This window comes from Limnohabitans sp. Rim47 (assembly GCF_001517545.1).
Lineage (GTDB): Bacteria > Pseudomonadota > Gammaproteobacteria > Burkholderiales > Burkholderiaceae_C > Limnohabitans_A.
Genome location: NZ_FBYA01000003.1, coordinates 1 through 16194, shown reverse-complemented (window position 1 = coordinate 16194; position 16194 = coordinate 1). Strand labels below are relative to the sequence as shown.

Here is a 16194-nt window from a genome sequence, read left to right as displayed (position 1 = left end):
CTACAATGCGGACATGGCAAACCCTCCCGATATTTGCATCCGTGGTGCCGGCATTGTGGGCCGCACTTTGGCCTTGTTGCTGGCCCGTGAACAACTGAACGTGGCCTTGGTCGAGGCCCCCGCCCCAGAGACCGCCGCTGACGTACGGGCTTATTCGCTCAACGGCGCGGCCATGGCTTTATTGCAAGACCTGCGCTGCTGGCCAGAAAGCCCTGCGGTCACGCCCGTACACCAAATGCAGGTGTGGGGCGATCATGGCGGCCAGCTGAACTTTGGCGCAAACGCGCTCGGCGTGGGTGAGCTCAACTGGATGGTGGACGTGCCGGTGCTGCAAGACCGGCTGGCCCAGGCCGTGCAGTTTCAGCCCCACATTCAAGTGGTCAATGCCCCTGTGGCCGCGCCGCTCACCGTGGTCTGCGAAGGCCGCGCCAGCCAAACCCGGGCCGAGCTAGGGGTGGGCTTTGACATCACGCATTACGAGCAGCATGCCGTGGCGACCCGCTTGGTGTGCGAACAAGCGCACCAGGGCATCGCACGGCAATGGTTTGGCTGGAGCCAAGTGCCCGGCATGTCGGAAGCCCAGGCCGAAATTCTGGCTTTATTGCCCATGGGCGGACATGACGGCGGGCACGAGGTGGCCTTGGTCTGGTCGGTCCACCCGCTGCGAGCCCAAGAGTTGATGTCACTGCCCCCGGAAGACTTTTCCGCCGCGCTGGCCCAAGCATGCGGGCACGCTTTGGGAGACATGCAATTGTCGGCATCGCGTGCGGTATGGCCGCTGCAACTGGCCCGCGCCAAGCGCTGGATCGGCGCCATGCCTGGCTCCGCCAAACAATCTTTTGCCCTGGCTGGTGATGCCGCCCACACTGTGCACCCGCTGGCGGGCCAAGGCCTGAACATGGGCCTGGCCGATGTGGCCGAGCTGGTGCGCGTGATCCGGGCCAAAGAATTTTGGCGGCCACTGCACGACCTGAAACTGCTGCGCCGCTACGAGCGCGCCCGCCAAGCCGATGTGCAGGCCATGGGGCTGGTGACAGACGGACTGCAACGCTTGTTTGCCCTGCCTGGCCCCGTCTGGCAAAACCTGCGCAACTGGGGCATGCAGGGCTTTGACCGCAGCGGCCCAATCAAACAATGGATGACGCAACAAGCCATGGGCCAATCGGCGCCTGGTTCGCGTTGACCCTCTGCCCCTCTGTTTTTGAATCCGAAAGAAATCCCATGAACTTTGTCCGCTTGATGCAGGTGTCGCTGTTGGCACTGGCATCTTTGTCCACCAGCCTTGTTTTTGCACAAGAAGCCACCATCCGTAAAAACCTGAGCGAGCGCTTGGCCAATCTGCCCAAAATCGACGAGGTCAGCAAAACCCCCATGAACGGCTTGTATGAAGTGCGCATGGGCAACGAGGTGATGTACAGCGATGCCGAGGGCAACTTTTTGATTCAGGGTGCGCTGATCGACGTGAAGCAAAAGCGCAACCTGACCGAAGAGCGCATGGAGAAACTCTCGTCCATTCCGTTTGACCAATTGCCTTTAAAAACCGCATTCACTCAGGTGCGTGGCAACGGCAAACGCAAACTGGCCGTGTTTGCCGACCCCAACTGCGGCTACTGCAAGCGCTTCGAGAAAGACCTGCAAAAACTGGACAACGTGACCATTCACCACTTCCTGTACCCCATTTTGGGAGAGGATTCACGCACCAAATCGCGCAACATTTGGTGCGCCAAAGACAAGGCCAAAACCTGGAACGACTGGATGATCAACGGCACCACACCGGCCACCGCCAACTGCGATGCCTCTTCGATCGACACCATCGTGGAGTTTGGCAAGAAACAACGCATCACCGGCACGCCGATGATCTTGTTTGCCGACGGCACACGCTTGCCGGGCGCCGTGCCCATTGCCCAAGTCGAAAAAATGCTGGCTGAAATCAAATGATGCAAACACCCCACACCGAAGACCCAACCTGGCACTTGATTCGCCGCCTCGGCTACGCCGGACTGATCCCATTCGTCTTTTTGGCCTTGTGTCTGTGGCTGGTCGGCCCAGACCTTCACCCTTATGTGGCGCTGTCCATGCAAAGCTACGGCGCGGTGATCGTGTCGTTTTTGGGCGGGATCCATTGGGGCGTGGGTTTTCGCAATGCGCTGATCACCCCCAGCGCACCGCGCATCCATTTCACTTGGGGCGTGGTGCCCACCTTGCTGGCCTGGGTGGCCGTGATGATGCCCGCCTTTGCTGGTTTGCCTCTGCTGGGCTTTGTGTTGATTGGCTGTTATGTCATGGACCGCCGCACCTGGCCTGCAGCCGGCCTGGCACCTTGGTTGCCCATGCGCTTGCAGTTGACCATCGTGGCCAGCATGAGCTGCTTTTTGGCCGCGGGCGCAACCTGAACCCACAACACGCACCAAACAAGCATGACCGCCATCCACTACAGCGTTGAAGCTGCCGATCTGCATGCGCACCTGTTTAGGGTGACGCTCACCATCACCCAACCCGCATCACAGCAAACAGTGTCGCTGCCGGTCTGGATTCCGGGCAGTTATCTGGTGCGCGAGTTTGCCAAAAACCTGCAAAACCTGACGGCAAAACAAGGCCGCCGCACATTGGCATTGGCCCAACGTGACAAATGCACTTGGGACATCGCCTGCAAGCCGGGCCAGCCGCTGGTGCTGAGCTACGAGGTCTGTGCCTTTGACAACTCGGTCCGCACCGCCTGGCTCGACAGCCAGCGCGGCTTTTTCAACGGCACCAGCCTGTGCCTGCGGGTGCATGGGCAAGAAACACAGCCGCACCAACTGCAGCTGAACCCGGTCAAGGGCCAAGCCGATTGGCAAGCGGCCACGGGCCTGAACCCCATCAAGACCGACAAAAAAGGCTTTGGCTTGTACCAAGCGGCCGACTACGACGAACTGGTGGACTGCCCGGTGGAGATGGGCACATTCTGGAGCGGCCACTTTGTGGCCTGTGGCATCCCGCACCGCTTTGTGGTGGCCGGAGCCCTACCCTCATTTGATGGCACCCGCTTATTGGCCGACACGCAAAAAATCTGCGAAGTCGAAATCCGCTTCTGGCACGGTGCAGGCAAACAAGCGGGCAGCAAAGCGCCGCACAAAAACTACCTGTTCATGCTCAATGCCGTGCACGACGGCTACGGCGGTCTGGAACACCGCAACAGCACCGCCCTGATTTGCAACCGAGCCGATCTGCCGCGCCAAAAAAATCAGCCTGCCAATCAGCACACCAACGAGGGCTACACCACCTTGCTGGGTCTGATCAGCCACGAATACTTTCACACCTGGAACGTCAAGCAGCTGCGCCCCGATGCCTTTGCCCGTTACGACTACACACAAGAAAACCACACACAGCTGCTGTGGTTCTTCGAGGGTTTCACCAGCTATTACGACGACCTGCTGCTGCGCCGCGCAGGCCTGATCGACGATGCCACCTATCTCAAGCTGCTGGGCAAAACCATCGCCCAGGTTCAGCAAACCCCAGGCCGCCACGTGCAGACGTTGGCACAGGCCAGCTTTGATGCTTGGGTGAAGTACTACCGGCAAGACGAAAACACCCCCAACGCGACCGTGAGTTACTACACCAAGGGCTCGCTGGTGGCGCTGTGCCTGGATCTGGCTTTGCGCAAAGAAGGGCACACGCTGGACGCCGTGATGCGTGGACTCTGGAAACGCTGCAAAGCCGGCCCCATGCGCGAACAAGACCTGCTGGACGAACTGCACGCCCGCACCAAACGCAGCTGGCAACCCGAAATCCAGACCTGGGTGCACAGCACCGCAGACCTGCCACTGCGCGATTTATTGTCAGGACAAGGCATCGAAGTGAGTGCCGAGATCGCCACCATGGCGCAGCGCCTGGGTTTGCGCGTGAGCGAAGCCGGGGGCAGCGTGCACATCAAAGGCGTGCTGCGTGGCAGCGCCGCCGAAGCGGCCGGGATGGCCGCGGGCGATGAATGGCTGGGGCTGGATGTGGGGGAAACACCGGCAGCCCGCGCCCAAGGCGGCAGCTGGCGTCTGAACAAGCTGGACGACCTGCCCGCCTTGATGGGCCGTGAACACCAACTGGTGGCGCTGGTTTCGCGCGACAAACGCCTGCTGCGCTTGCACCTGAAAGTGCCTGCACAGGCCAGCAGCTGGAAACTGGCAATGCCTGCGCAAAGAAAAGCGGGCCAGTGGCCCGCTGTCTGATCGGCTAACCGAGCTTTACTTGCCGCGCAAATCCACCACGCGTTTGGCCTTGCCTTGGCTGCGCTCGACGCCGCCTTCGGCCTTGAGCTCGATCGCCACGCTCGAGCCAATGTAAACCTTGATCTCGTGCTGCAACATCTTGGCTGCGGCACGGGCTTCGATGCTGTCGGGTGACACGCCGGGCCGGGTTTCGATCAACACTTTCAAGTCGTCCATCGGGCCATCACGGGTCAGCACGCACTGGTAATGCGGGGCCAGCTCACTGCGCTTCAAGATCAGCTCTTCGATCTGGCTGGGGAACACATTCACGCCCCGGATGATCATCATGTCGTCACTGCGGCCGGTGATTTTTTCCATGCGGCGCATGCTGCGGGCGGTACCGGGCAGCAGGCGGGTCAGGTCGCGGGTGCGGTAACGGATGATAGGCAGTGCTTCTTTGGTCAGGCTGGTGAAGACCAGCTCGCCCATCTCGCCATCGGCCACCGGCTCGCCCGTTTCGGGGTGGATGATTTCGGGGTAAAAATGGTCTTCCCAGATGGTCGGTCCGTCCTTGGTCTCGATGCATTCGCTGGCCACGCCTGGTCCCATCACTTCAGACAAGCCATAAATGTCCACTGCGTCGATGTTCATGCGTTTTTCGATCGCGGCACGCATGTCGTTGGTCCAAGGCTCGGCCCCAAAGATGCCGATACGCAGTGAGCTGGTCTTGGGGTCGATGCCCTGACGCTCGAACTCGTCTGCAATCGCCAGCATGTAACTGGGCGTGACCATGATGATGTTGGACTTGAAGTCCTGAATCAGCTGCACCTGGCGCTCGGTCTGGCCACCGCCAAAAGGCACAACCGTCAGGCCCAACTTTTCGGCGCCATAGTGCGCCCCCATGCCGCCCGTGAACAGGCCATAGCCGTAGCTGATATGCACCATGTCGCCGGGCTTGGCACCGCCTGCGCGGATGCTTCGGGCGACGACGGTGGACCAAGTGTCGATGTCTTTGAGCGTGTAGCCCACCACCGTGGGCTTGCCGGTGGTGCCACTAGAGGCGTGGATGCGTGCGCACTTTTCACGCGGCACGGCGAACATGCCAAACGGGTAGCTGTCGCGCAGGTCCGACTTGGTGGTGAAGGGGAACTTGGCGATGTCGGCCAGCGTTTTGCAGTCGTCCGGATGCACGCCTGCGGCGTCGAACTTGGCACGGTAAACCGGCGAATTGGCATAGGCATGCTGCAGCGTCTGCTGCAGGCGCTTGAGTTGCAGGCTGCGCAGCTCGTCGATGCTGGCCTTTTCAATCGGCTCTAGGGGGAAAGCTTTTTCAGTCATGTATGACTCCGAAATCAAAAATCAATAAGGGCGGTATTCAGGTGCGGGCGCTTGGAGGCATGGATTCCCGCCTGCGCGGGAATGACAAAGGACACGCGGGAATGACAAAGGACGCGCGGGAATGACAAAGGACACGCGGGAATGACAAAGGACGCGCGGGAGTGACTCACGTCATTCCGGCACCACGGTGCCCGGAATCTGCGCGCTCTTGCCACGGAACATGGCGATCACTTCGCCGTTTTGGTTCGTGACCTTCATGTCATAGATGCCGTGACGGCCACTGAGCGTTTGCTCTATGCCTTCGCAGGTCAGCACATCGCCCTGCTTGCCGGGCTTCAAAAACTCGATGCTGCAGCCTGCGGCCACCGCGTTCTTGTTGTAACTGTTGCAAGCAAAGGCAAAGGTCGAATCTGCCAGGGTGAAGATGAAGCCGCCGTGGCAAATTTGATGGCCATTCAGGTGCAATGCTTTGACGACCATGCGCATCACGGCGCGGCCGGGTTCGCAGGCCAGCAACTCCATGCCCATGGTGTCTTTGGAGGCCACGTCAACGGCGAACATGGTTTCGCCCACCAAACGGGCCAAGGCTTTGGGGTCGTTCATCATTCGCCTTTGAATTCAGGGGCACGTTTTTCAAGGAAAGCGTTGACGCCTTCCATGTAGTCATGCGTTTTACCCAGAGCAGATTGCGTGTCGCGCTCGACATTCAGATGCGCATCCAACGAACGAGTGCCCGCATCGCGCAACAGGTGGCGGGTGGCGACCAGGGCCTTGGTCGGCATCACGGCCAACTTGTCGGCCAGCTTCAACGCTGCGGCTACGCAATCGTCGGCCACATCCCAGATCAGCCCCCACTCTTTGGCTTTGTCTGCGCTCAGCTTGTCACCGGTCATGGCCAGCGCCAAAGCGCGGGGCAGGCCCAGACGTTCGACCAGCAGCCAGCTGCCACCCGCATCGGGAATCAGGCCGATCTTGCTGAAGGCCTGAACAAAGCTGGCCGTGGGTGCGGCAATGGCGATGTCGCAGGCCATGGCCACCGAGGCACCCGCGCCAGCGGCCACGCCGTTGACCGCACAGATGACCGGCATGTCCAGCGATTGCAGGCGGCGCGTGGTGGGATTAAAAGCGTCGTGGATCACCGGACCGGGGTCAGCGCGTCCCAGCAAGCCGGGACCGGGCGTGAAGTCGAGTTCGGACAGGTCCAACCCGGCACAAAAACCGCGGCCGGCCCCGGTCAGCACCAGGGCACGCACGGCAGGATTGGCCTCAGCCTGGTCCAGCACCGACCACAGGGTTTGGTGCATTTCGCGGGTGAAGCTGTTGAGGGCTTGGGGGCGGTTGAGGGTGACCAGCGCCACCGCGCCTCGCACCTCGTACAACACCGATGCGGTCGATTCGGTCATGTGATGTCTCCTGAATCCGTGAATGTACCATTACCCGACCGCTCGGTTGGTTAATGTTTTCCCTCATACGAGAGCCTGAGTTGACAGCCTGAATTCAGGGCGCGTGGTTATAGTGAACACAGAATTTCACACCCTTTTGGAGAAGCACTTGAGCTACGAAACCATCGAAGTCCGCACCGAAGGCGGCAAAGTCGGCATCATCACCCTGAACCGCCCCAAAGCGCTCAATGCGCTGAACAGCCAGCTCATGGACGAGCTGGGCGCGGCTCTCAAGGCTTTCGATGCCGACGAAGCCATTGGTTGCATGGTCATCACCGGCAGTGAAAAAGCCTTCGCCGCAGGTGCCGACATTTCGGCCATGGCCAAGTACAACTTTCACGAGGTCTACAAACAAGACTTCATCACCCGCAACTGGGAAACCATCCGCAGCATCCGCAAGCCGGTGATCGCGGCCGTGGCCGGTTTTGCGCTGGGCGGCGGCTGCGAGCTGGCCATGATGTGCGACTTCATCATCGCCGCCGACAACGCCAAGTTCGGCCAGCCCGAAATCAAGATCGGCATCATCCCCGGCGCCGGTGGTACACAGCGTCTGCCCCGCGCCATGGGCAAATCCAAGGCCATGGACTTGGTACTGACGGGCCGCATGATGGACGCCACCGAGGCCGAGCGCGGCGGTTTGGTGAGCCGCGTGGTGCCACTGGACAAGCTGATGGACGAAGCCCTGGGCGCGGCACTGATGATCTGTGGTTACGGCCAACTGGCCACCATGGCCGCCAAGGAGAGTGTCAACCGCGCCTTTGAAAGCGGCCTGTCAGACGGCGTGATGTTCGAGCGCCGCATGTTCCACGGCCTGTTTGCAACCGCCGACCAGAAAGAAGGCATGGACGCGTTTTTGAACAAACGTGCGCCGAACTTTGTCAACGGTTGAGCGACGTGTCTTTCACTGATTTCTGGACATCCGCTTCAGGGGCACAACGATCCTCTTCGACTGAAGTGCAATTGACAGAAATCAGATTCCCCACTTCAACAACAGGCGCTTGCCCAGCACGCTGATCCAGATCGATTTCCATTAACTTGGCCTCTGATACTTTGCTGGTTTCACGTAATTTCACCAATTCAGACAGCTCATTGGGCTCCGATGCAATCACTGCACCTGATGACTTCAATGCACTGATGGTTGCAGAGGACGGCCGGTTGCCAAACTTGATCCTTGGTGCGCCCCCGCTTGAGGACACCATGCGACCTTGACCCACGGCAAAGTCCACGTCGCCTGAGGCAGAGTTGAATTCCAAAGCGGTACTGCCAGAAGATGTATCAATTACAAACCTGTTGGCCAGATAAATTTGTTGTCCCGTAGTTTCGACATTGCCCGCAAAGCGGATGGTGCCGGCATTGGCCACAACAGGTGCGTCATAGCTGGTCTGGCTTGGCGAGGGGGCAACGCCATCTGCAAGTCTGTCAAAGCCCACAACATCGAGACGCGCAACAGTGGCAGTCAGTCCTGCCAACGACCGCACAGAGCCCACATCGGCAGCAAAATGGATCTCAGGCTCGGGCAAACGACTGTCCAAACTGATGGCCCGGGCATCCAAAGTATAGAGACCATCGGTGCCGCCGTAACCATCTACGCGGCCGTTAAAGGTGATTTTCGGATCCATTGAATAGACACGCCGATAAGCACCGTTGTAAGCCGTACCCCCTACGTATGTTGCACCGTTGAATGCAATTTCTTCATACGCAGCAATATCCCCCAAGACATTGATAGTCGGTGCCGTCACATCGAAACGGTAAATGCCATAGTGACGTGTGTAGCTGTCCAACAAAGAAGAACCTCCATTAAACGCCGCATCAAAGCCCACTTTGTCATTGAACGTCACTTCGCCTGCCGCCTGAATTTGCAAACTGCGTAAATTTGTTTTTGCGTAACCACCACCATCCACTGTGCCCAAGTAGTTCAGGCTACCGGTTAATGACACCATGCGCACCGGATAGGCAATGGCAGTTCCACCGGTTTCGGTAGTCAGCGTGACCCCTTGTGAGCCCGCATCACGGGCCGTACGCATGTCCAAATCATTCGCCATGGTGATGTTGTTAAAAACCTGATCGCCCACCGTTGTCACAGAGCCAAACTGGTTACCCAGTCGCGTAATGCCAATAGCTTGCGTCACGCCTGCCTGAGAGTCAGCGGTGGTGCTGAAACGCTGCAAAGGTCTAAGCAAGCCCACCGAACGAACGAATGTCACAGTGCCTGAACCAGCCCGAATGGCCAGCGAATAAGGTGCATCCGCGGCACTGTCAACGTACCCATCAAATTTCATAGCCATTGGGCTGGCGTTGGATGTCGTCAGTGTCACATCAGCAGCGACCGTCACATCACCTGAATAGGTTTGAGTGCCGGTAGTCGTGACGTTGGCAGCGACGTTCGAAGCACCCGTTATGCTCAAATTCGTGATGCCACTGAATGCACCTGCGATATCGGCCGCACCCGTGATCGTTAAGGCGTTGCCGCCACCGGCCAGCATGCTTTGTGTGTTCACTGTCGAGGCGGTCAAGGTGCGGTCGCCACCGCTCAGCGTCACGGCACCGGTGTAGGTTTGCGAGCCACTGGTCGTGACGTTCGCACCGATGTTGGCAGTGCCCGATACGCTTAAATTCGTGATGCCACTGAACGCGCCATTGATGTCCGCCGCACCCGTGATCGCCAGCGCGTTGTCGCCACCGGCCAGCGTGCTTTGCGTGTTCACTGTCGAGGCGGTCAAGGTACGGTCGCCGCCGCTCAAAGTCACAGCGCCACCATAGGTCTGCGTGCCCGTGGTCGTGACATTCGCACCAATGTTCGAAGTGCCCGACACGCTCAAATTCGTGATGACGCTAAAGGCGCCATCGATATCAGCGGAACCCGTGATCGTCAAGGCGTTGCCGCCACCGGCCAAAGTACTCTGCGTATTCACTGTCGAGGCAGTCAAGGTGCGGTCACCACCGCTCAAAGTCACAGCACCACCATAGGTCTGCGTGCCCGTGGTCGTGACATTCGCGCCGATATTCGAAGTGCCCGATACGCTCAGGTTCGTGATACCGCTGAATGCGCCATCGATGTCGGCCGCACCGGTGATGGTCAACGCATTGCCGCCACCGGCCAACGAGCTTTGCGTGTTGATGCTGGAGCCTGTCAAGATGCGATCGCCGCCGCTCAAAGTCACAGCACCACCATAGGTCTGCGTGCCCGTGGTCGTGACATTCGCGCCGATATTCGAAGTGCCCGATACGCTCAGGTTCGTGATACCACTGAAGGCGCCATCGATGTCGGCCGCACCCGTGATGGTCAGCGCATTGCCGCCACCGGCCAACGAGCTTTGCGTGTTGATGCTGGAGCCTGTCAAGATGCGATCGCCGCCGCTCAAAGTCACAGCGCCACCATAGGTCTGCGTGCCTGTGGTCGTGACATTCGCGCCGATATTCGAAGTGACCGACACGCTCAGGTTCGTAATACCGCTGAATGCGCCATCGATGTCGGCCGCACCCGTGATGGTCAGCGCGTTGCCGCCACCGGCCAACGAGCTTTGCGTGTTGATGCTAGAGCCTGTCAAGATGCGATCGCCGCCACTCAAGGTCACCGCACCACCAAAGGTTTGTGTGCCCGTGGTCGTGACGTTTGCACCGATGTTGGCCACCCCAGACACGAACAGGTTGGTGATACCGCTGAATGCACCTGCGAAATCGGCCGAACCTATGATCGTCAAGGCGTTGCCGCCACCGACCAAAGTACTCTGCGTATTCACTGTCGAGGCAGTCAAGGTGCGGTCACCACCGCTCAAAGTCACAGCACCACCATAGGTTTGCGTGCCTGTGGTCGTGACATTCGCACCAATGTTCGAAGTGCCCGACACGCTCAAATTCGTGATGCCGCTAAAGGCGCCATCGATATCAGCGGAACCCGTGATCGTCAGCGCGTTGTCGCCACCGGCCCCAATGTTCGAAGTGCCCGACACGCTCAAATTCGTGATGCCGCTAAAGGCGCCATCGATATCAGCGGAACCCGTGATCGTCAGCGCGTTGTCGCCACCGGCCAGCGTGCTTTGCGTGTTCACTGTCGAGGCGATCAAGGTACGGTCGCCACCGCTCAGCATCACGGCACCGGTGTAGGTTTGCGAGCCACTGGTCGCGACGTTCGCACCGATGTTGGCAGTGCCCGATACGCTTAAATTCGTGATGCCACTGAACGCGCCATTGATGTCGGCCGCACCGGTGATCGTCAACGCATTACCGCCACCGGCCAACGTGCTTTGCGTGTTCACTGTCGAGGCGGTCAAGGTACGGTCGCCGCCGCTCAAAGTCACAGCGCCACCATAGGTCTGCGTGCCCGTGGTCGTGACGTTTGCACCGATGTTGGCAGTGCCCGACAAGCTCAGGTTCGTGATACCGCTGAATGCGCCATCGATGTCGGCCGCACCCGTGATGGTCAGCGCGTTGCCGCCACCGGCCAACGAGCTTTGCGTGTTGATACTGGAACCGGTCAAAGTACGATCGCCGCCGCTCAAGGTCACCGCACCACCAAAGGTTTGTGTGCCCGTGGTCGTGACGTTTGCACCGATGTTGGCCACCCCAGACACGAACAGGTTGGTGATACCACTGAATGCACCTGCGATATCGGCCGAACCCGTGATCGTCACCGCATTGCCGCCACCGGCCAGCGTGCTTTGCGTGTTCACTGTCGAGGCGGTCAAGGTACGGTCGCCACCACTCAATGTCACAGCGCCTCCATAGGTCTGTGTTCCCATGGTCGTGACGTTCGCATCGATGTTCGCCGTGCCCGATACGCTTAAATTAGTGATGCCACTGAACGCGCCATTGATGTCCGCCGCACCCGTGATCGTCAGCGCGTTGTCGCCACCGGCCAACGAGCTTTGCGTGTTGATTCTGGAGCCTGTCAAGATGCGGTCACCACCGCTCAAGGTCACCGCACCTGCGTAGGTTTGCGTGCCCGTGGTCGTGACATTCGCACCGATGTTGGCAGTGCCCGATACGCTCAAATTCGTGATGCTGCTGAGGGCGCCATCGATGTCGGCCGCACCGGTGATGGTCAACGCATTGCCGCCACCGGCCAACGTGCTTTGCGTGTTCACTGTCGAGGCGGTCAAGGTACGGTCGCCACCGCTTAGAGTCACGGCACCTGCGTAAGTCTGCGTGCCCGTGGTCGTGACGTTCGCACCGATGTTGGCAGTGCCCGACACGCTCAAGTTTGTAATACCGCTGAATGCGCCGTCGATGTCGGCCGCACCCGTGATGGTCAGCGCATTGCCGCCACCGGCCAAGGTACTTTGGGTGTTGATGGTGGCACCAGTCAGCGTGCGATCTCCGCCTCTGAGTGACACCGCACCTGCGTAGGTTTGCGTGCCCGTGGTCGTGACATTCGCGCCGATATTCGAAGTGCCCGATACGCTCAGGTTCGTGATACCGCTGAATGCGCCATCGATGTCGGCCGCACCCGTGATCGTCAAGGCGTTGCCGCCACCGGCCAGCGTGCTTTGCGTGTTCACTGTCGAGCCAATGTTCGAAGTGCCCGACACGCTCAAATTCGTGATGCCGCTAAAGGCGCCATCGATATCAGCGGAACCCGTGATCGTCAGCGCGTTGTCGCCACCGGCCAGCGTGCTTTGCGTGTTCACTGTCGAGGCGATCAAGGTACGGTCGCCGCCGCTCAAAGTCACAGCGCCACCATAGGTCTGCGTGCCCGTGGTCGTGACATTCGCGCCGATATTCGCAGTGCCCGACACGCTCAGGTTAGTGATGCCGCTGAACGCGCCTCCGATGTCGGACGCACCCGTGATCGTCAAGGCGTTGCCACCACCCACCAGAGTGCTTCGTGTGTTGATGGTGGAGCCAGTCAACGTTCGGTCACCACCACTCAATGTAACGGCGCTAGCGTAGGTCTGGGTGCCCGTGGTTGTGATGTCTGCACCGATTTTCGAAGCTCCGGTGATGCTCAGATTGCTGATACCACTGAGTACGCCGGCGATGTCGGCTGCGCCCATGATGGTCAAAGCGTTGCCACCGCCCACCAGGGTGCTTTGCGTGATCACTGTGGGGCCGGTCAACGTCCGGTCACCACCACTCAATGTAACGACGCCCGCGTAGGTCTGGTTGCCCGTGGTCGTGATGTCTGCACCGATGTTCGAAGCACCGTTGATGCTCAAGTTGGTGATGCCGCTGTAAGCGCCATCGATGGTCGCCGCACCCCTGATGGTCAATGCGTTACCGCCACCGGCCAAAGTAGCTCGGGTGTTAACAATGCTGCCAGTCAAAGTACGGACACTACCGCTCAGGGTGACCACATCGGTGTAGGTCTGCGTACCGCTGGTGGTGACGTCAGCGCCAATGTTCGCAACACCTGTGACACTCAAATTATCCAGCGCTACGGCTTGGCCTACCGCGCCTGCGAATGTCAGGTTTCCAGTGCCGCTGACGGTCAGGTCATGCGCGCCATCGATCGTTCCGGTGACAGTGATCGCCCCACCAGTAACCCAACGACTGTCCGCAGCGAGGGTAACCGCACCGCCCAAAATGGCTTCGCTAGCGCTGCTGTTTGTGATCGCACCACCGTTGCTCATCCCTGCGCCTGACACGCTCAAGGCGTTGGTAATTGTTTTTCCATTCAGATCCAGGGCCGCACCAGAGGCAATGCTGACACCTGCCGTTCCAAAACCGACGTTGTGTCCCAGCTTGACCATACCCTCGGTGATGGCGGTTCCTCCGCTGAACGTGTTGTTGCCCTCCAGCGACATCGTGCCCGCACCTGTCTTGGTCAAGCCGCCAGTCCCTGCCACCACACCGGCATAACTCACACTCACCGATGGATCGGTCTGGAAGATCGCGCCGTTGCTGCCCAAGGTCATGCCCCGCGCATTGGCCAAGGTCACATTGGCCGTCAACTGCAGCGTGCCGCCATTGATCGTCAACGAATTGGCAACAGTACCGTTGGGCACAGCACCTAAGTTTCTATCCGCAGAGATTTTGAGCGTGCCCGCATTAACGGCCACGCCGCCTGTGAAGTCATTAACGCCCGACAGCGTCAAGGTGCCTGCGCCCGCCTTGCTCAGCGAGCCACCACCCGAAATCACGCCGTTGATCTGTCCCACACCGGATTCGCTCAAGGTCAATCGGTTGTTGCCCAAACTGATCGCCGCCGCATTCAACCCATTGGCTGACAATTGACTGTCAGCATCCAAGTGCAAGGCTCCTGCATAGGTTTGTGCACCACTGCTGCTGATGTTGGCGCTGAGGGTCGAAGCACCTGAGATGCTCAAGCTGGCAAGCCCGCTGTAATGGCCATTGATGACGGCATCACCGGTGAAGGTCAGGGCGTTGTTGCCACCGATCAGCGTGCTTTGTGTCTGAATGACCGAACCCGTCAATGCTCGGTTTCCCCCGCTGAGTGTGACTGTGCCGCCGTAAGTTTGAGTACCGCTGGTGATCACATCTGCGCCAAGCGTCGTCGCGCCGACGATGTCCAAGCTGGACAGCATCGCGCTCTGCCCGACACCCGAAAGCAATTGCACTGCGCCATTCGAGATCGTCAGCGATTGAGCACCAGACGCACTGGCGTTCACCGCACCCTGAATATTGAGGCCACCGGCACTGCTCCAGGTGCTGTTGCCCAAAAGCGTGACCCCGCCATGCAGTGTGGCCACGCTGTTGCTGCTGTTGGTGATCGCACCACCATTGTTGATGCCTGAACCAGTCACGCTAAGTGCATTGGCAATGGTTTTTCCATTGATGTCTAAGGCCGCACCTGAAGCAACGCTCGCCGCTGCAGTACCTAGTCCCGCATTACTGCCTAACTTGACTAAACCGACGTTGATTTGGGTGCCCCCACTGTAGGTGTTTTGCGCGTTGAGCTGCAATGTACCGCCACCCACCTTAGTCAGAGCATGCGCACCCGAAATCACACCATCCACCGCCAACGTGTCGCCTGCACCGATATCGAATGTGCTGCTGCCCGTCATCGAGATGGTGCCGCCCCACTGGCTGCTGGCGTCCTTCAAAGTGCCGCCCTGCAACACCAAGCCCTCTGCTGCTACCGTCACCCCCGCCAAGTCCAGCGTTGCTCCGCTGGCCAAAGTCGTGCCCCCTGCCGCGCTGCCCAAGNCCGTCATCGAGATGGTGCCGCCCCACTGGCTGCTGGCGTCCTTCAAAGTGCCGCCCTGCAACACCAAGCCCTCTGCTGCTACCGTCACCCCCGCCAAGTCCAGCGTTGCTCCGCTGGCCAAAGTCGTGCCCCCTGCCGCGCTGCCCAAGCCCGTGTTGCTGGCCACCACCACCGTGCCCGAGCTGATCGTGGTCTCRCCCGTGTACGTGTTGTCTCCACTCAAAGTGATCACCCCTGCGCCACTGAGYGTCAGCCCAAAGCTGCCCGAGATGTCACCCGACAGCGTCACGCTCGAGCCCGCTCCCGCCTCAATCACACTGTCGGCCGTCAGCGTCATATCGCCCGCCAACACCCCGTTAAGAATCCGACCACCGGCCACGGTTACAGGCTCTTGTACGCTCAATTCGTTCAGATCCAGCGTGCCGTTGGCCCCCACTGTGGTGCCACTGGCCGATGCCGCTGCACCCAGCGCATGTGCGTGGCCAAGTTTCAAAGTGCCCGCATTCACATTGGTGGTACCGCTGTAGGTGTTGTCCCCGTTGAGGCTCAAGGTGCCCATGCCCTTTTTGACCAACGCGCCTGTACCGCTCACGACGCCTTCAATCTTGGAATCATCGTCCGTGTTGTTGATGCTCAGCGTATAGGCCAGGGAGCCCGACTGGAGCGACACCGCCGCCATGTTGATGCCTGAGCCTGCTAATTCGGCGTTGGCACTCAAGGTGGCTGCGCCCAGATAAGTCTGGGTGCYTGTGGTTGTGACGTTCGCACCGATKTTKGCAGTGCCAGACACGCTCAGGTGGGTGAGGCCTGTGTAAGCACCGCCAATGTCGGCCGCACCCGTGATCGTCAAGGCGTTGCCGCCACCGGCCAACGTGCTTTGCGTGTTCACTGTCGAGGCGGTCAAGGTGCGATCACCGCCGCTCAAAGTCACAGCGCCACCATAGGTCTGCGTGCCTGTGGTGGTGACGTTGGCACCAAGGTTCGAATCCCCGCTGATGCTCAAAGCGGTGAGGCCGGTGAACGCACCATCAACATCCGCTGCACCAGTGATGGTCAACGCATTGCCGCCACCGGCCAGCGTGCTTTGCGTGTTCACTGTTGAGGCGGTCAAGGTACGGTCGCCGCC

Annotated in this window: 9 protein-coding genes; 5 read left to right on the top strand and 4 right to left on the bottom strand. The window is 59.7% G+C overall.

The window, feature by feature from the left end; translation table 11 throughout:
- Positions 1 to 13 precede the first annotated feature (13 nt).
- From BN3544_RS07825 to BN3544_RS07810, 4 genes are read left to right on the top strand one after another with little or no spacing between them, the layout of a single operon-like run.
- Complete coding sequence (locus BN3544_RS07825; RefSeq protein ID WP_026036771.1) at positions 14 to 1183, top strand: FAD-dependent monooxygenase; 1170 nt, start codon at positions 14 to 16, stop codon at positions 1181 to 1183.
- A 38-nt stretch (positions 1184 to 1221) separates the two neighbouring features.
- Entirely contained in the window at positions 1222 to 1938 is a 717-nt protein-coding gene (locus BN3544_RS07820) for a DsbC family protein (RefSeq protein WP_019430625.1), read from the top strand.
- Positions 1935 to 2393, top strand: a complete 459-nt coding sequence (locus BN3544_RS07815) for a DUF3429 domain-containing protein (RefSeq protein WP_019430626.1) — start codon at positions 1935 to 1937, stop codon at positions 2391 to 2393. The genes BN3544_RS07820 and BN3544_RS07815 overlap by 4 nt, the downstream gene beginning before the upstream one ends.
- A gap of 24 nt (positions 2394 to 2417) precedes the next feature.
- Complete coding sequence (locus BN3544_RS07810) at positions 2418 to 4202, top strand: M61 family metallopeptidase (protein ID WP_019430627.1); 1785 nt, start codon at positions 2418 to 2420, stop codon at positions 4200 to 4202.
- Between the two features lie 15 nt (positions 4203 to 4217).
- Here the strand turns inward: BN3544_RS07810 and paaK are convergent, their stop codons facing one another.
- The 3 genes from paaK to BN3544_RS07795 form a co-directional block, all read right to left on the bottom strand.
- The gene (gene paaK, locus BN3544_RS07805; protein ID WP_019430628.1) at positions 4218 to 5519 is read right to left on the bottom strand and encodes a phenylacetate--CoA ligase PaaK; all 1302 of its coding nucleotides are present in this window, start codon (positions 5517 to 5519) and stop codon (positions 4218 to 4220) included.
- A gap of 171 nt (positions 5520 to 5690) precedes the next feature.
- A complete protein-coding gene (gene paaI, locus BN3544_RS07800; RefSeq protein WP_019430630.1) occupies positions 5691 to 6122 on the bottom strand; it encodes a hydroxyphenylacetyl-CoA thioesterase PaaI in 432 nt (143 codons plus the stop codon).
- Entirely contained in the window at positions 6122 to 6922 is an 801-nt protein-coding gene (locus tag BN3544_RS07795) for an enoyl-CoA hydratase-related protein (RefSeq protein ID WP_019430631.1), read from the bottom strand. Before BN3544_RS07795 ends, paaI begins: the two co-directional genes overlap by 1 nt.
- A gap of 148 nt (positions 6923 to 7070) precedes the next feature.
- Between BN3544_RS07795 and BN3544_RS07790 the strand changes: the two genes are divergently transcribed.
- Positions 7071 to 7850, top strand: coding sequence for an enoyl-CoA hydratase (locus BN3544_RS07790; RefSeq protein ID WP_026036773.1), 780 nt, complete (start codon positions 7071 to 7073; stop codon positions 7848 to 7850).
- On the opposite strand, the gene BN3544_RS07785 is transcribed toward BN3544_RS07790, so the two are convergent.
- Positions 7840 to 16179: an autotransporter-associated beta strand repeat-containing protein gene (locus BN3544_RS07785; protein ID WP_231733930.1), complete on the bottom strand. Its 8340-nt coding sequence runs from the start codon at positions 16177 to 16179 to the stop codon at positions 7840 to 7842. The genes BN3544_RS07790 and BN3544_RS07785 overlap by 11 nt on opposite strands.
- Between the last annotated feature and the right edge of the window lie 15 nt (positions 16180 to 16194).